This is a genomic window from Brevibacterium sp. RIT 803 (assembly GCF_016892625.1).
GTDB lineage: Bacteria > Actinomycetota > Actinomycetes > Actinomycetales > Brevibacteriaceae > Brevibacterium.
The window spans coordinates 46,360-66,331 of sequence record NZ_JAFEMW010000002.1; the positions used below are offsets into that span (position 1 = coordinate 46,360).

The 19,972-nt window shown below is 62.3% G+C and carries 20 protein-coding genes; 5 read left to right on the top strand and 15 right to left on the bottom strand.

All coding sequences use genetic code 11. From position 1 onward, the window contains the following. Positions 1-16: 16 nt before the first annotated feature. The 9 genes from JTF07_RS07480 to JTF07_RS07520 all read right to left on the bottom strand — a co-directional run bounded on the left by JTF07_RS07480 (position 17) and on the right by JTF07_RS07520 (position 8,694). The gene (locus tag JTF07_RS07480; protein WP_143921577.1) at positions 17-916 is read right to left on the bottom strand and encodes a glutamate ABC transporter substrate-binding protein; all 900 of its coding nucleotides are present in this window, start codon (positions 914-916) and stop codon (positions 17-19) included. A gap of 52 nt (positions 917-968) precedes the next feature. Then, the gene (locus JTF07_RS07485; protein ID WP_502710962.1) at positions 969-1,718 is read right to left on the bottom strand and encodes an amino acid ABC transporter ATP-binding protein; all 750 of its coding nucleotides are present in this window, start codon (positions 1,716-1,718) and stop codon (positions 969-971) included. 145 nt (positions 1,719-1,863) lie between these two features. Beyond that, on the bottom strand, positions 1,864-3,558 hold the full coding sequence (locus JTF07_RS07490) for an AMP-binding protein (protein WP_204233677.1): 1,695 nt from the start codon (positions 3,556-3,558) through the stop codon (positions 1,864-1,866). A 33-nt stretch (positions 3,559-3,591) separates the two neighbouring features. Continuing rightward, the gene (locus tag JTF07_RS07495) at positions 3,592-5,292 is read right to left on the bottom strand and encodes an ABC transporter permease (RefSeq protein WP_204233678.1); all 1,701 of its coding nucleotides are present in this window, start codon (positions 5,290-5,292) and stop codon (positions 3,592-3,594) included. A gap of 29 nt (positions 5,293-5,321) precedes the next feature. Continuing rightward, positions 5,322-6,074 (bottom strand): molybdate ABC transporter substrate-binding protein, encoded by a 753-nt coding sequence (modA, locus tag JTF07_RS07500; RefSeq protein WP_204233679.1) that lies wholly within the window; start codon positions 6,072-6,074, stop codon positions 5,322-5,324. A 73-nt stretch (positions 6,075-6,147) separates the two neighbouring features. Then, positions 6,148-6,549, bottom strand: coding sequence for a TOBE domain-containing protein (locus JTF07_RS07505; protein ID WP_204233680.1), 402 nt, complete (start codon positions 6,547-6,549; stop codon positions 6,148-6,150). After that, on the bottom strand, positions 6,546-6,968 hold the full coding sequence (locus tag JTF07_RS07510; protein WP_204233681.1) for a molybdenum cofactor biosynthesis protein MoaE: 423 nt from the start codon (positions 6,966-6,968) through the stop codon (positions 6,546-6,548). The genes JTF07_RS07505 and JTF07_RS07510 overlap by 4 nt, the downstream gene beginning before the upstream one ends. Beyond that, positions 6,965-7,435: a cyclic pyranopterin monophosphate synthase MoaC gene (moaC, locus tag JTF07_RS07515; protein WP_204233682.1), complete on the bottom strand. Its 471-nt coding sequence runs from the start codon at positions 7,433-7,435 to the stop codon at positions 6,965-6,967. The genes JTF07_RS07510 and moaC overlap by 4 nt, the downstream gene beginning before the upstream one ends. Then, positions 7,432-8,694 (bottom strand): molybdopterin molybdotransferase MoeA, encoded by a 1,263-nt coding sequence (locus tag JTF07_RS07520; RefSeq protein WP_252199613.1) that lies wholly within the window; start codon positions 8,692-8,694, stop codon positions 7,432-7,434. The genes moaC and JTF07_RS07520 overlap by 4 nt, the downstream gene beginning before the upstream one ends. 42 nt (positions 8,695-8,736) lie before the next feature. Between JTF07_RS07520 and moaA the strand changes: the two genes are divergently transcribed. Together moaA and JTF07_RS07530 are read left to right on the top strand one after the other, a co-directional pair. Further along, positions 8,737-9,825 carry a GTP 3',8-cyclase MoaA gene (moaA, locus tag JTF07_RS07525; protein WP_204233683.1) on the top strand — a complete coding sequence of 363 codons (1,089 nt, stop codon included), beginning with the start codon at positions 8,737-8,739 and terminating at the stop codon, positions 9,823-9,825. After that, positions 9,826-10,071: a MoaD/ThiS family protein gene (locus JTF07_RS07530; RefSeq protein ID WP_204233684.1), complete on the top strand. Its 246-nt coding sequence runs from the start codon at positions 9,826-9,828 to the stop codon at positions 10,069-10,071. It begins immediately after the preceding gene. A gap of 47 nt (positions 10,072-10,118) precedes the next feature. On the opposite strand, the gene JTF07_RS07535 is transcribed toward JTF07_RS07530, so the two are convergent. After that, complete coding sequence (locus JTF07_RS07535; RefSeq protein WP_204233685.1) at positions 10,119-11,234, bottom strand: ThiF family adenylyltransferase; 1,116 nt, start codon at positions 11,232-11,234, stop codon at positions 10,119-10,121. Between the two features lie 41 nt (positions 11,235-11,275). Then, positions 11,276-12,457, bottom strand: coding sequence for a molybdopterin molybdotransferase MoeA (locus tag JTF07_RS20850; protein WP_204233686.1), 1,182 nt, complete (start codon positions 12,455-12,457; stop codon positions 11,276-11,278). 87 nt (positions 12,458-12,544) lie between these two features. Here JTF07_RS20850 and JTF07_RS07545 point away from each other — a divergent pair, with 87 nt between their 5' ends. After that, positions 12,545-13,393 carry a CPBP family intramembrane glutamic endopeptidase gene (locus JTF07_RS07545; protein WP_353843907.1) on the top strand — a complete coding sequence of 283 codons (849 nt, stop codon included), beginning with the start codon at positions 12,545-12,547 and terminating at the stop codon, positions 13,391-13,393. Positions 13,394-13,558: 165 nt separating this feature from the next. Here JTF07_RS07545 and JTF07_RS07550 read toward each other — a convergent pair whose 3' ends face one another. Together JTF07_RS07550 and JTF07_RS07555 are read right to left on the bottom strand one after the other, a co-directional pair. Further along, a complete protein-coding gene (locus tag JTF07_RS07550; protein WP_204233688.1) occupies positions 13,559-15,028 on the bottom strand; it encodes a peptide MFS transporter in 1,470 nt (489 codons plus the stop codon). Between the two features lie 136 nt (positions 15,029-15,164). Next, on the bottom strand, positions 15,165-16,427 hold the full coding sequence (locus tag JTF07_RS07555; protein WP_204233689.1) for an MFS transporter: 1,263 nt from the start codon (positions 16,425-16,427) through the stop codon (positions 15,165-15,167). A gap of 260 nt (positions 16,428-16,687) precedes the next feature. Here JTF07_RS07555 and JTF07_RS07560 point away from each other — a divergent pair, with 260 nt between their 5' ends. Beyond that, the gene (locus tag JTF07_RS07560) at positions 16,688-17,101 is read left to right on the top strand and encodes a phage holin family protein (RefSeq protein WP_204233690.1); all 414 of its coding nucleotides are present in this window, start codon (positions 16,688-16,690) and stop codon (positions 17,099-17,101) included. 109 nt (positions 17,102-17,210) lie between these two features. Next, entirely contained in the window at positions 17,211-17,441 is a 231-nt protein-coding gene (locus tag JTF07_RS07565) for a hypothetical protein (protein ID WP_204233691.1), read from the top strand. A gap of 60 nt (positions 17,442-17,501) precedes the next feature. On the opposite strand, the gene JTF07_RS07570 is transcribed toward JTF07_RS07565, so the two are convergent. After that, entirely contained in the window at positions 17,502-18,371 is an 870-nt protein-coding gene (locus JTF07_RS07570) for an alpha/beta fold hydrolase (RefSeq protein ID WP_204233692.1), read from the bottom strand. Then, positions 18,368-19,267, bottom strand: coding sequence for a universal stress protein (locus JTF07_RS07575; RefSeq protein WP_204233693.1), 900 nt, complete (start codon positions 19,265-19,267; stop codon positions 18,368-18,370). The genes JTF07_RS07570 and JTF07_RS07575 overlap by 4 nt, the downstream gene beginning before the upstream one ends. Positions 19,268-19,972: the final 705 nt, after the last annotated feature.

Sequence of the window (19,972 nt, forward strand, 5' to 3'; positions counted from 1 at the left end):
TCAATCTGAAGGCTGGTCAGTAACGGTCGATCTTGGGCATCTCGACATCATCGGCGGAGCCGAGGGAGTATTCGAATGCCTTCTTCCAGTCACCGTCGTCCATCCCCTTCTGGAGGGCATCGTTGACGGCTTCGCGCATGGCGTCATCGCCCTTGGGCAGGCCGACACCGTAGGGTTCTTCGGTGAAGGGCTGGCCGACGACCTTGAATTCGCCTTCGTACTGTTTGGCATAGCCACGCAGGATCGCGTCATCTGTGGTCACAGCGTCGACTGAGCCTGACTGCAGGTCGGTGACACACTTCGAGTAGGTGTCATAGGCGACGAGCTCAGCCTTCTTGTACTTCTCTTCGATGTTCTGGGCAGGCGTCGAGCCGTCCACAGAGCAGACCTTCTTTCCGGCCAGATCATCAGGGCCGGCGATGTCGGAATCGGCGGCCACGAGCAGATCCTGCCCGGCGACATAGTACGGTCCAGCGAAGTCGACGACCTTCTTGCGTTCGTCATTGATCGTGTAGGTGGCCACGACCATGTCGATGTTTCCCTGCTGCAGGAAGGGCTCACGGTTGGCAGAGACCGTCTCCGTATATTTGATCTGGTCTGGGCTGAAGCCCAGCTGCGCGGCCACCATCTTCGCAATCTCGATATCGAATCCCTCGGGCTGCTCCGAGCCGGCCTTGACGTTGCCGAGACCGGGCTGGTCGTACTTGACTCCGACCTTCAGTTCGCCGGCGTCCTTGGCAGCCTTCCAGGTCTTGGAATCCTTGAAATCGGCGCTGTCGTTGACTGTGTACTCAGGTGCCTCCGCTTGGGCGCCGTCGCCCTCGGCAGGAGCATCTGGGGTTCCGCCTTGACCGCAGCCGCTGAGCGCGAGCAGTCCGATGGCAACAGATGCGATTGAGAGTCTGAGCTTCTTCATCGTTTCTCCTTGTGAGTGTGGTGAGTATGACCGACTACTTGTTTCGGTGTGATCAGCGGGTGAGGATCTTGGACAGGAAGTCCTTGGCACGCGGGGTCTGGGGGTTGGTGAAGAACTCTTCAGGCTCGGCGACCTCGACGATCTCACCATCTGCCATGAAGACGACACGGTGAGCAGCCTTCCTTGCGAAGCCCATCTCGTGGGTGACGACCACCATGGTCATGCCTTCTTCGGCGAGTCCGACCATGACGTCGAGGACTTCGTTGATCATCTCCGGATCCAGTGCCGAGGTGGGCTCGTCGAAGAGCATCACCTTCGGCTTCATTGCCAGTGCACGGGCGATAGCGACTCGCTGCTGCTGCCCGCCGGAGAGCTGTGCTGGGTATTTATCGGCTTGGTGGGCGACTCCGACGCGTTCGAGCAGGGCCATTGACTGCTCTTCGGCTTCGGCTTTGGACAGTTTGCGGACCTTGATCGGACCGAGGGTGACGTTCTCGAGAATCGTCTTGTGGGCGAAGAGGTTGAAGGCCTGGAAGACCATGCCCACGTCCGAGCGCAGCGCTGCCAGTGCCGCGCCTTCAGCAGGCAGTTCCTTGCCGTCGATCGTGATCGAACCGGAGGTGATGGTCTCCAGACGATTGATCGTACGACACAGCGTCGATTTGCCGGAGCCGGACGGACCGATGACGACGACGACTTCGCGTTCTTTGATCTTGAGGTTGATGTGCTTCAGAGCGTGAAAATCACCATAGTGTTTCTCGACATCTGTGACTGACACCAGTGGTTGTGATTCAGCTCTCATGAGAGTCGATCTTAGTGAATAAAGTTCTCACATGAAAAACGTGAAGTCTTGCCGGAAAAACTGCAACCGACTTGTGACCTGGGTCAGGAGCCGGCTGCAGTCTCTTCTGCGGCCCTCCCGCCGTCCGCGAAAGGGCGAATCGCGCTCAGCCTGCGAGCGTGCTGTGGACGATCTTCTCGCCCTCCTCGCGCAGCTCGATCTTGCGGATCTTGCCTGAGACCGTCATCGGGAAAGACTCCCGAACCTCGACGTAACGCGGGATCTTGAAGTGAGCGAGTTTGCCTGAGCAGAACTCGCGGACCGCCTCGGCGTCCAAGGTGTCGACGCCGTCCTTGAGGATCACCCAGGCCATGAGCTCCTCGCCGTACTTCTCATCGGGGATCCCGACGACCTGGACGTCTCTGATTGAGGGGTGATGGTAGAGGAACTCCTCGACCTCACGGGGATAGACGTTCTCTCCGCCGCGGATGACCATGTCCTTGATCCGGCCGGAGATGTCGACATAGCCGTCATCGTCCATGATGCCGAGGTCGCCTGTATGGATCCAACGGGACTCATCGATCGCTTCGGCCGTCTTCTCCGGGTTCTCCCAGTACCCGAGCATGACAGCGTATCCGCGGGTGCACAGTTCCCCCTTCTGTCCGCGGGGGACGGCCTGACCTGTGACCGGGTCGGCGATCTTGATCTCGAGATGGGGCATGACACGGCCGACGGTCTGAGTGCGGGCCTCGAGTGTGTCATCGACGCGGGTCATCATCGACACCGGCGAAGTCTCCGTCATGCCGTAGCAGATGGCGACCTCTTCCATGTTCATGTCGGTGATGACGCGTTTCATGATCTCGACCGGGCAGGGTGAGCCGGCCATGACGCCGGTGCGCAGCGAGCTGAGGTCGTAGCTCGAGAAGTCAGGATGTTCGAGTTCGGCGATGAACATCGTGGGCACACCGTAGAGCGAGGTCGCCTTCTCTTCGGCGACTGCGCTCAGACTCGCCACCGGGTCGAATCCGGGAGACGGCAGGATGATCGCAGCGCCGTGGCTGAGAGCCGCGAGGTTTCCGATGACCATCCCGAAGCAGTGGTAGTAGGGGACCGGCAGGACGACGGAGTCCTTCGAGGAGTAGCCAAGCATCTCCCCGATGAAGAACCCGTTGTTGAGGATGTTGTGATGACTCAGCGTCACCCCTTTCGGGAAGCCAGTCGTGCCGGAGGTGTACTGGATGTTGATCGGGTCGTCCATCGCGAGCTCGTCCATGAGCTTCTGCAGGCGAACCGAATACTTGGCGCCCTCATCGTCGAGGAGTCTGCGACCGCTTCCGATCAGTTGGGCAAAGGACTGACGTTCGCCGATGACCGCATCACCGAGGAGGTCGGACGGGAGCGTGTCGAGGAAAATGAGTTCGAGTCCCGGCACCTTCGCCGCGACCTCGGTCGCGATCGCATAGAAGTCCGAGTGGGGCGGAGCGGTGATCTGAGAGACGAGCATGCTCATGCCCGACTGTTTGACGACGTATTCGAGCTCGTGGCTGCGGTAGGAAGGGTTGACGTTGACGAGGATCGCGCCGATCTTCGCGGTGGCGTACTGGATCTGTGCCCATTCGGCGACGTTCTGTGCCCAGATGCCGACCCGATCGCCCTTCTTGATTCCGCGTTCGAGCAGTCCGATGGCCAGGGCATCCGTGTCACGGTCGAATTCGGCATAGGTCCACCGCCGGCCGGAATAGCGGTCGACGAGCGCCAGACCGTTCGCGTGGGCAGCGACAGTCGCCTTGATGTGCGCGGGGATGGTCTGTCCCAGCAGTGGTGTGTCCGACGGACCTGAGGAATAGGAAAGTTCTGCCACGTCGTTGTGCTCCTTTGTACCGGTTCGATGGCGCTAGCGTGATCTACTGCACAGTATGCCTTCTGAGTCCCCCTCGCAAAAGCTCTGGAGGAAGTCGTGTCCAGGGAAGTCCGGCGACTGGCGAGAAGTCGCCGACAGGTTGGCTCCGACCTCCCCCACGGGTGCGCTGACCGCAACGCTTCCGGAGTCGATGAGCACCAGCGTGGACGCCAGGGCGGTGACGTCGTCGACATCGTGGGTGATGATGACGGCGCTTCGACCTGACAGCACCTGGCCGAGCACGCGTCGTGTCTCGACTCTGACGTCGACGTCCAGGGCCGACAGGGGCTCGTCGAGGAGCAGCAGCTTCGGATCGGTGACCAGCGCTCGGGCCAGAGCGATTCGGGCTGCCTGTCCCCCGGATACTGCATCGGGTCTGCGGTCCGCGCAGTGACCGACGCCGAGGCTCGAGAGCATGCGTCCGGCAATTCTTCGTGCGTCCTCAGTTTGCTGTCCGTGCGCTCTGAGGCCGAAGGCCACATTGTCGATGACGTTCAGATGCGGGAACAGGAGCGGGTTCTGAGCCAAGTGGACGATGCCTCTGGTGTGAACGGGCGGCCACTTGTTCGCGTCGAGGTCGAAGATGGTCTCATCACCGACGCGCAGGGAACCGGATTCGGCACAGATCGCTCCGGTCATCAGCTGGAGCAGGCTGGACTTCCCCGCTCCGTTGCGACCGATGATCGCCGTCGTCGTACCGGTCGGCATCCTGAGATCGACGTTGATGCCGCGCTCAGGCAGCCGCGCACTGAGTCGAACCGCAGCGGTCTCCGTCCGTACTCGCTCGGTGTGCGCCTCGGGGGCGGGTCCTCCAGAGCCCATCGACGACGGGCCAGGACGGTATGTCGTAGCCTCGACCGCCTCCGCGGCCGGGGCCGAACTCGGAGCGCGCAGTCTCGGTGCGTGGGGAGAACGGTAGGCGAGGGCGATGATGACCAGGGCGACTGCGATGAGGAGCAGGGACAAGGCGATTGCCGACTGCGGGTCGGATTCGCGGACCAGATAGATCTGCAGCGGCATCGTTCGGGTGACCCCCGAGAGGGAGCCTGCAAACGTCAGAGTAGCCCCGAACTCCCCCAATGCTCGGGCGAAGCAGAGGATGGCACCGGTCATGATTCCTTGGCGCAGAAGCGGAAGCGTGATGTGGAAGAACACGCGGTTGGGTGTTGCGCCGAGCTCGGCTGCGGCGAGCTCGAAGTCCTGCCCGCGGGCGGCGATCGCCGTCTCGACGGACATGACCATGAATGGAAGTGACACGAAGATCTGCGCAAACACCACGGCTGCCGTTGTATATGCCAACCCCAGCCCCATATCGGTGAGCAGGGACCCGAGGAAGGCTGTTCTTCCCCAGGTGTACAGGAGTGCCAGACCACTGACGACCGGCGGTAGGACGAGTGGCAGCAGAATGAGCGTGCGCACGACTCGCTGCCCGCGGAAGGTGCGCGTCGCGAGCAGGTAGCCCAGGGGGAAGCCGATGCTCACGCTCACCAGAGCAGCGATGACGGAGGTGAGCAGTGAGAGCCCCATAGCCAATTGGGATTCCGGCGCCAGAATGATCTCGCCGAGGTGGCTGGGCTCGATTCGTGCGATCATCCCGATGATCGGGACGAGGAGGAAGGCGATGCCGAGTCCGGCAGGGATCCAGAGCCACGTCGGCACCGTTGAGTGGCCGCGTCTCCTGCGCGTATTCGTCATATCAGGACGCCCCAGTCGTAACGGTCATATCAGGGAGTCAAGAATCCGGCGGCGTCGAACAACTCGATCGCCTCGTCAGATTTCAGGAACGAGACGAACTCATCGGCGGCTTCCTGATTCTCACTCGATCCGACCGTCGCCGCCGGGTACTTGTTGATGACCTTGTCCGCGCCGTCGAGCGCGACCTGTTCGACGTCTCCGTTTCCACGGGCGACATCGGTGACGTAGACGATGCCGGCGTCGGCCTGGCCAGCACTGACCTTGCCCAGGACATCGGTGACCGAATTCTCCTCACTGACTGGCTCGAGTGCGACAGCGTTGTGCTGCGCCCATTTTTCGGTGGCGGCTCCGCAGGGGACCTGGGGCGCGCAGACGACGAGGTCCTTGCCCGTGAAGTCCTTCGACGATGCGATGTTGCCCGGGTTTCCCTTCGGCACGGCCAAGGTCAGGGTGTTCAAAGCGAAGATCTGCGGCGCCCCGGCCAGCAGGTCATCTCCGTTGAGCGTGTTCATCGTCGACTCATCAGCGGTGGCGATCACGTCTGCGGGAGCCCCTTCCGAGATCTGCGAGACAAGATCGGAGGAGCCGGCGAAGGAGAATTTCACCTCGAGATCGGGTTCGGTCCTGTTGAACTCCTCGGCGACATCATCGAAGACCTCGGTCAATGATGCGGCGGCGAAGACCGACAGAGTCGTCTTCTGCCCCGGATCCGACCCTGAGCCGGTCGAACACGCGGTAAGCGTGAGCAGCGCAACGATGCACGCTGCAGATAGATGCTTCATCCGTCCATTAAACCCGCATTCACGGATAAAACGCACATCTATCCCAGCATCTGCGACAAATAAGGCGAAATCGTCAGCCGGTTGCCGCAGTGTCGATGGAGACCATCGTTGCCTTCACCGAGGCGGTGGCAAGACTGCCCGGTTCGAGTTGGAGCTGTCTGCAGGCCTCTGCTGACATCAGAGACACGACGCGGAAAGGACCGCACTGGAGCCCGACCTGCGCCATGACCCCGTCGATGACCACGTCGGTGACGAGACCGGCGAACCGATTACGGGCAGAACTCATGACACCAGTCGGATCTTCAAGGGCCGCAGAACTCGACTGCGCCAGGGCCACGAGTTCGCGTCCCTCGACCACTGCCCTATTGGATCCGTCCTTGTGCTGGGTGAGCTTTCCTTCGCTGACCCACCGGCGGATGGTGTCATCACTGACCCCGAGGAACCGGGCCGCATCATTGATGCGCAGTTCCGTCATTCGAGTGCTCCCACCCATTCATCGTCACCGTCGGAGAAGAACTGATGCTTCCAGATCGCGACCCGCGCCTTGACCTCGTCGATGAGCTCCGAGCACGCGGCGAAGGAATCATGGCGATGTGGTGAGGCGACAACGGCGGCCAGTGCCACGTCTCCGATCTCGAGTGCGCCGACACGATGGACGACGGACAGACGTACGGCCGGGTGCTTCGCCGAGATCTCAGCGGCCACCTCGGCGATCTGGGCCCCTGCCAGCGGATGGGATTCATAGGACAGCCTGTGGACGCCCCGCCCGTCGTCGTGGTCGCGGATGACACCGGAGAAGCTGACCACAGCACCGCAAGTGTCGTTGAGGACATCGGGTTCGAGGGCGTCGGTGCTGATCGGGGTCTCGACGATGTCGGTGTGGATGACGCTCATGTGTCCCGGCTCCAGTCGCCGCTGCGTCCACCCGACTTCTCGATGACCTTCATATCCCCGATGATCGCCTGGTTGTCAACGGCCTTGATCATATCGAAAATGGTCAAGGCCGCGATGGACACAGCGGTCAGCGCCTCCATCTCGACACCGGTCTTCGACACGGTCTTGACGGCGCCATTGATGCGGACGGCGTCATCGAGGAGTTCGAACTCGACGTCGATGCCGGTCAGCGGCAGAGGATGGCACAGCGGGATGAGCTCGCTGGTCCGCTTGGCGCCCATGACTGCGGCGATGCGGGCCACAGGCAGGGCATCACCCTTGGGCAGACCCGCCTCGGCGATCATATCGATGACCTCGCTTCGAGTGGTGATGAGTGCGGTGGCGACGGCGCGACGTTTGGTCACGTCCTTGTCTCCGACGTCGACCATATGGGCGGCGCCGGAATCGTCGATGTGCGTCAGTGTCATGTGATCTTCCACGTCTTCAGCCTATCGTCTGCGCAGCGGTCGGTCTCACCTGGCTGCGGGTCGGAACCTGCCGGTGGGATGAAGACGAGATGCGTGCTCTGGGCATAGTTGTAGAGCAGATGGGAGCGGGATCCGCCCATGAGATCGAGGCCCGCACCTGTCATCACGGCCCGGCGCACCTGCAGCTTTCCGCTCGGCGGGGCTTCGTCGAGTCCCCCGAGCAGATGGTGGTATTCGGTTTCGCGCGGGTCGTCATCCACGCCGAGTCCCAACAGTGCGGGACGGATGAACATCTCGAAGCTGATCAGGGCGCTGACCGGGTTACCGGGCAGCGCCACCCATGCGATTCCGGCCAGTGTTCCGCATCCCTGCGGTCCCCCTGGCTGCATCGCGATGGGTTCGAAGACCATGGTCGAGGCTTCGTCGAGGTCGGCGGCGAGCTTGACGACCTCATGCGCACCCTTCGAGATCCCGCCGGTCGAGATGACGAGGTCGGCTTCGGAAGCCTGCACCGCGTCGAGAAGTGCCTGCGGATCGTCGGGCACGGTGACGATGGTCGCGTCGACTCCCAGGCGGCGGAGACTGGCACCCAGGGTGATCGAGTTCGCGTCATGTATTCCGGCGGCGGCGTCGGTCGTGATCTCATCACCGGTGCTCACGATGAGGACCCGAGGCAGGGTCTGGACCTCGAGCGCGGTGATCCCACACGCTGCTGCGACGCCGAGGTGGGCCGGCGTGAGCATCAGACCGGCACTGAGCACAATGGCTCCGGCGGCAACGTCGCTGCCTCGAGAGCGCACGAAGTCACCCGGCAGGGGGCCTGCAGCGGTGGCCGGCAGGGTGATGGTGATCTCCGGGGACTCAAAGTTCCCTGGTTGCGTATCCTCGATCTTGATCACTGTATCGGTGCCGGCCGGCAGCGGTGCCCCGGTCATGATCTCGACCGCTGATCCGGCCGCCACCTCTCTGCCGTGTGCTCCTGCCGCAACCCTGCCGCGTACCGGGATGGGGCCGTAGACTGTGTGTGCGCCATCGGCGTCTGTGTCGTGCCTCTGCGGCGCGTTGCGGAGCGTGGAGGCGGCAACGGCATATCCGTCCATGCTGGAGTTGTCGAAACCCGGAACATCGATCGGTGAGCAGACGGTGGTGCTCAGGCGCCGTGGCGAGTCGAGGAGTTCACCGATCGGCCTGGTCTCCGTGTCGAGAAGCGGGCCGATCGTGTCGAGCACACGACGACGATGCATGATGGCAGTAGTCATGGGACGATGATAACGAAGATGTTGATCAAGGAGGATGGCAGAATGCGCAAGATCAGCCTGCCCACGCCCGTGCTGAGAACTCCGACCGTGGACCCGGGCGAGACGTTTACGGCCCATCAGGAGGATTCGCTCCTGGACACCTTCGGTCGACGTGCCCGTGATATGCGCATCTCGCTGACCGACTTCTGCAATCTGCGATGCAGCTACTGCATGCCCGAGGAGGGTGTGGAGTTCATGTCTCGCGATGCGGCGATGACGGCCGAGGAGATCATCCGCTTCGTTCGCATCGGGGTCGAGAAGTTCGGCGTCGACCAGGTCAGGTTCACCGGTGGCGAACCGTTGACCCGCAAAGACGTCACCGACATCATCGCCGGTGTCGCCGCACTTGAGCCCCGCCCCAATATCGCACTGACCACGAATGCGATCGGTCTCGACAAGCGTGCCGCGAAGCTGCGAGACGCGGGCCTCGACCGCATCAATGTCTCACTCGACACGGTCGTCCCCGAAACCTTCGCGACGATCACTCGACGCCCGTTCCTGGGCAGGGTGCTCGACGGGATCAAGGGCGCTCAGGCTGCCGGAATGGATCCGGTCAAGATCAACGCCGTGCTGCTGCCCGGCGTCAACGACCATCAGGCTCCGCAGCTGCTGCGCTGGTGTCTCGATCGCGGGCTCAAGCTGCGCTTCATCGAACAGATGCCTCTCGACGCCGGACATTCCTGGGAACGCGGCACAATGATCACGGCCGCCGACATCTTCGCCCTGCTCGAACCGGATTTCGTCCTCACCCCTGATGCTGCGCCGCGGGGTGGTGCTCCAGCGGAGAAGTTCCTGGTTGCGAGCAGGGACGATCCGGAGACCGTCATCGGCGACGTCGGCATCATCGCCTCGGTGACCCGGCCCTTCTGTGCAGATTGCACCCGCACCCGTCTGACTGCAGAGGGACGAGTGCGCACCTGCCTGTTCTCGCACACGGAGGTGGATCTGCTCACCGCCATGCGGGGCGGTGCCGACGATGAAGCGATCGCGAACCTGTGGAAGGGCGCGCATTGGAAGAAACTGGCCGGACACGGCATGGATTCCGAGAGCTTCGAACAACCCCAACGTCCCATGAGTGCCATCGGAGGATAAGTGCCCCAGATCAGAGTCCGCTTCTTCGCAGCCGCGCGAGAGGCCTTCGGAACCAAAGAATGCCGCGCCGAGGCCGCCACCATCGACGGGCTGATCACGACCCTGACGAAGGATGCCGCCACCGAGGCGAGGACGGTCATCTCCCGCTCGAGCTTCCTGGTCAACGCGATCGCTGCCACGGATCCTCACGCCGCTCTGAGCGAGGGCGATACCGTCGACGTCCTCCCACCCTTCGCAGGCGGCTGAGACGAAGCTGCGTCGGTTTTCCTCACCGTCGGTCGCGGCCGAGTTCGTCAGTGCGGCAGTGACAGATACGCGAGATATCCCCCGGAGACAGAGCTGACCTCACTGCCCTGTGCGCGCAGCTGTGCGCAGGCCCGGGCAGAGCGCACTCCCGAACGGCAGTAGAGAGCTACTTTCCCGTTGCCCGAGATCAGTCCGGGATCGTCCAAGAGGATGTCCATCGGTATGTGCCGAGCGCCTGGAACCATTCCTGCCGAGACCTCCTCCTCGTCTCTGATGTCGACGAGGTGCGTGCTCGGTGTGATGGACCCCCACGTCACGCTCGGATCACTCCCCGCACCCGTCCCGGCGGTCATCTCAGCACGAAGGCTGCCGAGTGCATCACCATAGTCGCCGAGGTGGCTGCCCAACTCTGTGATCGGCTGACGTTCAGGTATTCGTCGAACCGGAACGCTCTCCCAGCTGGCGTCGAGGCTGCTGTGGATGGAGACTGCGTTGTAGAGAGGGGTGCCGATGCCGGTGAGGACCTTGATCGTCTCCATCGCCATGGCCGCACCGATGCTTCCACAGAGAGCCCCGAGGACACCGGCAGTTGCGCAGTCGGGGACTGATCCGGGAGCTGGGACGACCGGGTAAAGGTCGCGCAGCGTTGTCCCCTGCGTCGTGTCGAAGACAGCGACCTGACCGTCGAAGCCGAGGATGGTGCCCCAGACGAGGGGCTTGTTCAGGATCTCGCAGGCATCGTTGGCTAAGTACCTGGTCGCGAAGTTGTCGCTGCCATCGATGACGATATCGGCTGCGCCGATGAGTTCGAGGGCATTGTCCGGAGTCAGCAGCACGGGGTGCGTGATGATGTCGAGGGTCGAGTTCAGCTCTCCCATCCGAGCTTTGGCGGAATCGACCTTCCGGTGGCCCACGCGCGCTTCGGAATGGATGAATTGGCGGTGCAGGTTACTCAGTTCCACAGTGTCGGGGTCGATGATGCTGATGCGTCCGACCCCTGCCGCCGCCAGGTACGTCAGGACCGGTGCCCCGAGCCCACCGGCGCCGACGACGAGCACATGAGAGGCAAGGAGCGCCGATTGGGCCTGCGGGCCGAAACCATTGAGGCTGATCTGACGGGCATAGCGCTTCGTGTCCGCAGGGGTGAGTGCATGTGCTGACATGTGCCTCAGTCTAGTTGGCTTCATTGGTCGGGGGCACAGCTTCAGCAGTCGAGGACGGAGATGATGTCCCCGGTCCGAATAGTCCCGGGGGCTCGCGGTGCACGGATGATGACGTCGGCGCCGGCGAAGTCGCGCAGTCGTGACCGGTCCAGGACATCGACATCTCCCGCTGTGGTGAATCTGCCAGGCAGCAGGCTGACGGCCTTGTTGTGTCCGCTGATGTCGGGACCGGCGTAGACGCCCTTCTTCCACCGCGATCCGAGGGGACGTGCCTCGAGCAGAGAGCGCGCGAAGAGGTGGAAGGACAGGAAAGCTCCGGTCGGTGTGCCTGGGAAATGCAGGAGTGGGACATCACCGCAGCGTCCGTACCCCTGCGGCCCACCCGGCCGCAGTGCCAGACGCAGGAACGACGAGTGTTCGCCGCTGAGGGCCTGTCTGACGACCTCGAAGGCGCCGGCGCTGATGCCGCCGGTGGTGATGATCAGGTCAACGCAGGCGTCGAGCTCGTCGATGATCTGCCGGAAGGCATCCGGGTCGTCCCCGCAGGTGCGTTCGACGGGGATGGCTCCGGCGGCGGTGATCGCTGAACTGAGCATGGGCAGGTTCGAGTTGTTGATGAATGGATGCACTGACGTGGTGAGCCCGGTGCGCAGCTCATCTCCGGTGACGATGAGGCCGACGGTGAGAGGACGGAGGACGCTGACGGTCTCGCGTCCCATCATTGCCAGTGTGCCCACACCGCCGGAGCTGATCGCTTCACCTGATCGGATGACGGTGTCTCCGACCTGGGTGTCCTCCCCTACTGCTCTGATGTTCCAGCCGGCGTGCAGTCCCGTAGGCCAAGACGGGACACGGACATGATCCGGAGCTGTCCCTGTGGCCTCGGCATCGGTGAGTTCGACGGGAACGACCACCACGGCGCTTGAGGGCACTTGCGCTCCGGTCATCACCCGCACGGCGGTGCCTGGTGCGATGTCCACCGGCAGGGCACCGGCGGGGATGTCGCCGCTGAGGGCAACCTCGGCGCCGGCCCGGGAGCTGTCCAGCGCCGACTCATCGAAGGCGAAGCCGTCCATCGCCGCGGTGGCGAAGGCTGGGATGGGCGCGTCGGCGATCACGTCGGCGGCTGCGGTTCTGCCGATCGCCGTCGCTGTGGGAATCGTCTCCACGGTGCGCGGCGGGGCCGACGGAATGATGAGTCGGCAGTATTCCTCTGGTTCCACGGGTGTCCTTTCGCCTGTGTCAGATACTACGAGGAGTTGCCGGTTCTCGCGGTCGTGTTCGGACTGTGGTGATTTAGAGTGTCAAGCGTGGACACACAAACGCGATTCGAACCTGATTCCAAACGATTCGATCTCATTTCCTGGCCGGGGCTGGCCGCAGTGCTGTTGGCGCTGTCCGCCTTCGTCCTGTTCGGGCTCGGAACCACGTTTCCTGAGTTGAGAGCCTTCGGCTACGCGCCGATGGTGGCCTCGCTCATCGTCGCATGGATGGCCGACCGAGAGTTCGCACGCGACCTCAGCGTCATCGCCGGCTGTCTGGGACTGATCTCCTCAATCTCGGTGGCAGCCGATATCTCATGGTCCAATATCGCTCGGATGGGGGTCGTGTTGTCCGCCGTGGTGATCGGGCCGTGGCTGATCACCCGATATGGGTTCAAAGACCGGACCATCATCTTCCCTCTGCGTCGTGGGCAGAAGTGGTCGGGCCTGGAATGGGCGTGGCTGGCCTTCGTCATCGTCGTCGCCTGGATCGTCCTCCCCCAGTACTTCATGCGCACCGGTGTCTATCTCAACTGGCCGCCGGTGACTCAGTGGGATGAGATCGTGCGCCTCTTCTTCGGCGTCAACGCTGTCGGCATCTGGGATGAGCTGTTCTTCATCTGCACGGTCTTCGCCCTGCTGCGCAAGCACTTCGCCTTCTGGACTGCGAACGTGTTCACCACCATCATCTTCGTGTCCTTCCTGTGGGAGTTGGGCTATCGATCGATCGGCCCGGTGCTGACGATCCCCTTCGCACTCGTCCAGGCCTATATCTTCACTCGAACGAAGTCGCTGCCCTATACCGTGACGGTCCATCTCCTTTTCGACGCGCTCGTCTTCCTCACGATCGTCCACGCACATCATCCCGAGGCGCTGCCTATCTTCATCGGGGTGTGAGAGTCACCATCGGAGTGTAAGAGCCCACCGCTGGCCGCAGTTGTCATCCAACAGTGCCAGGCTTCTCCTGCGCACATGACGAAACGCCCTGGATCACGAGGTGTGAGCCAGGGCGTCTCATCGAGTCAGAGCATGCGCAAGCGGGAAGTGTCCCTGTGCGAGGTGTCAGCGGATTCCGCGCAGTGCCTTGAGCATCGGCTTCGTCAGGGTCAGAGCCAGCAGACCGAGAATGATCGATGCTGCGCCGATCGAAGTCCAGTACGGCGTCTGATTGTCGGCCGAGTAGTAGCCGCCGAGGACACCCGACAGTGCGGTTCCCACACCGGAGGCGAGGAAGAACACGGCGATCATCTGTGACTGGAACACCTTCGGTGCGACCTTCGAGGAGAAGGACAGACCGATCGGAGAGATGAGCAGTTCGGCGAAGACGAAGAGGAGCAGGATGAAGGCCACCCACAGCAGAGGAGTCTCATGCGCGCCGGCATTCGCATACGGCAGGAACAGCAGGAATGCGATGCCGATGAGGATGAGCGAGAGCCCTGCCTTGACGGGAGTCGAGATCTGGCGCGTGCCGAGCTTGAACCAGATGGCCGAGAAGACCGGGGCGAAGGCGATGACGAAGATCGGTGGGATGAGCTGGAGCCAGTTGATCGGCATCTGCCAGCCGAAGATCACGCGATTCATCTGAGTGTCCGAGTACGCGGTGAGCGTCCCGAAGATCTGCTGGTACAGGGACCAGAAGACCACGCAGGTGACGAAGAAGGGAATGAACGCCAGCACGCGTGAGCGTTCGTCGGAGTTCGTCTGCGGGCTGACGTACATGACGACGAAGTAGCATGCCGCAGCGCCCGCCGAGATTCCCGCGATCCACCAGTCCAGATTGTCCGGGTTCACGACACCTGAGAACCAGAGCACGACGATGAGGACGACTGCAAGGACAATGGCCGCTATGAAGAGGTAGAGCCTCGAAGTCGGCAGCGGGTTGACCGCGCCGCGCGATTCGTCCGGCAGGTTCTTCCGACCTGTGGCATAGATGATCAGTCCCAGAGCCATACCGACAGCTGCGGCACCGAAGCCGAAATGGAAGCCGATCTCCTTCTGCAGGAGGCCGGTGATGAGCGGTCCCAGGAAGGCACCGAGGTTGACGCCCATGTAGAACAGCGTGAACCCGGCATCCCTGCGCGGGTCCTTCTCCGAATAGAGCTCACCGACGAGGGCCGAGGCGTTGGCCTTGAGGCCACCGGATCCGAGAGCGACGAGGATGAGACCGGCGGCGACTCCGCCGAATCCAGGGATGAGCGCCAGGCAGATGTGGCCGACCATGATGATGATCGCCGAGTAGAAGAGGATCTTCTCCGCGCCGAGGATCCGGTCTGCGACCCATGCGCCGAGGATCGTCGCCAAGAACACGGCGCCGCCGTAGGCGCCGACGATTCCGATGGCTGTCGGCTGAGGCATGCCCAGGCCGCCCTCGGATACCTGGAAGTACAGATAGATGGCGAGGATGCCGTTCATGCCGTAGTAGGAGAACCGTTCCCACAGTTCGAGGCTGAAGAGCTGCATGAGCGGAAGCGGGTGCCCGAAGAATCGGGTGTCGTTCCGCGTGGCCTCAGTGGCTGAGGTGCTTGATGACATATCGTGCTTTCCGTTGTAGCGTGCAAACGCGCACTGCAATGCGCGATTCACTGTGAACAAGCGGCAATGCTACTCCCCGTTATTGCTCAGGTCACACGATCTCAATGCTGGGACGTCGCGTCCCAGCAAGCGGAAGCTACGAGTGAACCAGATCTCTTTCTCGGGCTTGTCTGCCGACGAGGAGGTTGAGGAGGCCGGCGACGAGGACGAGTGCGGAAGCCGCCATCGGAACAGCCATGGCGGCCGAGGTTCCGGCCTCCTCGGCGAGGATCCCATTGACTGCCGATGCCACTGACTGGCCGACGATGATCGCGGAACCCGCCATGGACATCACGGTCGCCGAGCGACCGAGCGGACTGCGTTCGGCAGCGAGGCTGAACAGGGTCACCAAGGTCGGCCCGACCGCACAGCCCATGAGCAGCAGGGCGATGATCACGGTGACCATCGACGTCGACGACGCCATGATCACGGCCCCGATGAGCATCAGGGGTGCGAAGGAGAGCAGTCTTGCCCATAGCGCATAGCGTGGGGAGAACACCGCGACGGTGATGGCCAGAATGGCGGAGCCGATGCCCATGATTCCGTAGACGAGACCGGCTTCCTCAGGGCGTCCGAGGTCCTTCGTCAGTGATGTCAGTGCTGTCAGCGTCGACCCGAATACGAGCCCGATGCCGAACACTCCGAGGACGACGACGAAGACACCGAAGGTGAACAGCTCCTTGGCCGGAGCCTGGACTCGTGGTTGAGCTGAGGTGCTCACAACTGCCCTGCCCGTGGGGTGGAGAGCGAACGAGGACACGAAGACCAAGGTCATGATGACCGCGCCGATGATCGGCGCGACCGGGTGGAGGGTCGTGGCGAGGAGGCCGACGATGAAGGGGCCGAAGACGAAGACGAACTCGTCGGCTGCCGACTCGTAGGCCATTGTGCCGTTGAGAGTCTTCCGCTGTCTGGGGCCGTTGAGCGTGGACATGATGATCTCAACGAGGCGTGAGCGTGACATCGGGGCGACCTGCGGTGCTGTCGCACCGATGGCGAAGGCGGCGATGAGCACTACCGAATCAGGGAGGGGGCTGAAGACGACCCAGGCCATGAAGATCAGGGCGACGCTGTTGAGCAGACCGACGATCAGCAGGACGCGGCGTTGTCCCCAACGATCAGCTGCGGCGCCGATGAAGGAGCCGAAGATCGCCGTTCCCAGGCCGACCATGGCGGAGTTGACTCCACCCAGGCTCAGCGAGTCACGCCCGGCGACGACGAGAGTGAGGACACCGATGACCACCATGGCATAGGGCAATCTGGCCACGAAGGCGATCGGGAAGTAGGTGCGTCCCACGATGCTCAGCAGCGTCGGTGCTGCGACCTGATCGGGGCGGGTGCGGATGTCGTTGCTGGGCATATCAATCCAGTTTCTCCCCCATCATTGCGATGGGGATCGGTGCCGCCGTGGTGACCTGGATCAAAATCACTCGGTAGATGCACTCTGCTGTCGGTGTCGGCGCCAGAGGGCGCTTCTTCCAGGCTACCGGGATCGGAGCCTGCAGACGAGGGTGATCGTGAACTCAAGCGTTTGAGCTTGCTCACCTTCGCCGTCTGGCACAGACCTCATTCCCATCCGCGACTCAGTAAGAATGCAGACGAGAATGGGAGGATATCTGCATGAACTTCCTCTCTCGAGTAGTCGTCAACGCATGTGCGATCTGGGTTGCGGCTTGGATTCTGCCTGGCGTTGCCATCGCAGGAAACCGAGTCGTGGAAGACCAGACCGGGCCGATCGCCGCCACGATCATCTCCTACCTCGTCGTCGGGTTGATCTTCGGTCTGGCGAACGCGTTCATCAAACCGATCCTCAGCTTCGTGTCCGCACCGATCACGTGTCTGACTCTGGGGCTGTTCTCGATCGTCATCAATGCGATCATGTTGGCGCTGACCAGCTGGCTCAGCGGCTTCACCCCGTTCCAGTTCACCATCGACACCTTCTTCCCTTCGGCCATCCTCGCCGCGATCATCATCTCGATCGTCTCAGCCCTTCTGGGCTGGTTGGTCCCGGAGAAGAGCTCCGCACGCGACTGATCAGTTCCCACCGTGACTCGGGCATCAGCCGCACCCGGAATCTTCTCTACTGCGTGTAGACTTCATTTCAGTGTGTCAGTCTGCACCCCAATGACCGTCGGAGGAGAACATGTCCAACATCGCCACCACGAAGAGAACTCGGAACTCAGCATCGTTGGCTGACGTCATCGTCTTCATCTTCTCGTTTGCCCTCTTCGTGTTCGGTCTCTACCTCTTCGGTGCCGGATTCTTCGGCGCTCCGGGGACCGAGTTCTGGCTCTTCTGGGCCGGTCTGCTCGCCTCCTGCCTCGCGTTCATCGTCCCCATGGTCTATCACTGGATCGTTGACCGTAAGGGCTGAGTCCCTCGAATGAGCGAAAGGGGGCCGATGCGATGATTCGCATCGGCCCCCTTTCGGTGTTCATTCCCTGCCGCGACAGAATCCCACAATCGCCGAGGCGGCTTCCTCGGGACGCTCATAGTGCACCAAGTGCCCCACACCGGAGAGCTCGACGAACTGTGCACACGCCAACTTCGATGTGAATTCGCGAGTTGCCGGGATCGGGGCGATGGCGTCCTTTTCTCCGGCGATGACGAGCATGGGCATCCTCAGGTCGCCGGCCACCTCGGTGACGGTGTGGGCGACCGAAACCTCGAAGGCCGCTGCCAGTGAATCCCGATCGCTGAAGGTGGAGAAATGCCGAGCATGCTGATCGTGGATATAGCGGCGCAGACCGCGGTCACCGGTGGTGGCCATGACCTCACTCATCGCCCGCACGATGACCGGATTGGCCAGCAGCTGGTGACCGATCGTCTCCGGCAGCCGGGCTCCGAGGTTGTAATAGAGACGGGTCAGAGCCGTCAGCACTTTGGCGGAGCCTTCGAGCGCCGGTGTCGTGATCGGGTTGATGAGGATGAGCTCACCGACAGTCGCCGGTCGGCGCGCAGCCATATGTGCGACCAGAATCGAGCCGAAGGAGTGGCCGAGAACGATCGGCGCGGCCTGCCAACGCGAAGTCACCTCTGCGATGAGCCCGACGAGATGGTCGCAGTAGCTGTCAAGGCTCAGACCTGCCGACAGTGGAGGCGTGAGGCCGAATCCGGGAAGATCGCCGACGATGACATCGCGATCACGGATCGCCCCTGCCATGAGGTCCATTCCGTGGTGATCGCCGCGGAATCCATGGACCATGAGCACAGGACGCGCAGTCGAACCCGAGGAGTGCACCCACACGGCGGTGGGGTGCCCGTCGACGGTGAAGTCGGTGCGCTCAGGAGCAGAGAGGCTCACTTCGACGAGACGGTGCTGATCGCGCGCCGGGGCACAACGACGACGGGTACCGGCAGAACACGCAGCAGACGCCTGGCACGCGCACCGATGAAGACGCGACCGCCACGGCCAAGTCTGCTCGAACCGATGAATGCGATCTCGCCAGGCTGGAAGTCCACGTTCGCGGCCGCGTCTTCGATGTCGGCTCCGGCCTGAGACTTGACGACGGCTCGACCCGACTCGAACATCTCAGCCGCGCGGCCGGCCAACACCGCTCCCCCGTACTCCTCGGCGAATTCCTGAATCTCCACGGTATCGTCCTCGCCGAGCCCGTCGTTCTCGATCAGGGACAGCAGCCGCAGGTCGACGTCGAGGGCCGCAGCTGACTGCACAGCGGCGCCGATCAGCGCCGCTGCTCCGGGGCGGGCGCCGAAGAGTGTGGTGATTCGGGAGACGGGACCGATGTCCGAGTTGCCTGCCGGAGCCAGAACCACCGGGACCGTTGAGGAATGGAGCAACGAGGTTGCGACCGTCCCGATGCGGAATGAGCGCATCAGCGTCGTGGCTCGAGCACCGATGACGATGCCGAGTGCGCCCTCGGTCTCCGCGACCTCCATCAGACCCTTGGACTCGTTGGACGAGGTGTGAATGACACCGCGGGCCGTGACATCATCGGGCACCAGGGCCAGTGCCTCGTCGAGCCAGTCTTCGAGCTGCTGCGAGACGATCCCAGTGCCGTCCTGCGGAATCGAATTGCCTGCGGTGAAGGTCGATGACTCCGGACGCACGATCGACACAATGAGTTCGATCCCAGCCGAACGTGCCAGTGAGATGGCCAGAGCGATGGCGTCGCGTCCACGGTCGGTGGCGATGTATCCGACGACCAGTCGTCGAGGGGTGGCAGCAGGCTGTGACATTTCTTCTCCCAGTAAGTCGCGAGTCTGAGAAGATTCTACGTCGGCAGGTCAGCATTCTTCGACCTCACATCCCGAACCCATGGAAAGGTGCTCCACGTGACAGTGCGCATCGATGATCGGCCCGAATAGACCACGATTGTCATTCACCGCAATAAAGTTCAGAAAGAATGAACAAAACCTCCCCACAGTTCTTCACCTGTGATAAATTCGACAGTGCAATTACGGATTCGCATAAACCCCAGAATTGCAATAGTCCATCTTGAGCGTTGACGCCGCTCAAACGAGATCCACGACCAAGAAGGGAGCGCAGAACTATGCCGAAACTTATCGCATCTCCGAATCCCCAGCATTGCTGGACCGGGAACACTGCCTGCTTGACTGGCGGACAAGGGCTCGTCGGCTGAATTTCAGCCGCATCTTACGTCTTTCTCCACCGGTCATCCGAACGCCGGTATTTTCTCTGCTGCAGGATCACCCAGGCCATACCGTTGTGTCGCCACCGTTGGCGCACACACGGCGCATTCACGCCTGAGGTGACCTCGCCCAGGACGCCGTTGTTCATCAGGTGCGTTCATTCATGAACACCGCCGACCTTTGGGACCTTGAACCACCATCCGATTGAGCCCGCCTGCGGGCTGCTGCCGTCAAGTCATCTGATCTCCACCAAGGCTCAGATGATTGCGGACATCGATCCGTGAATTCATT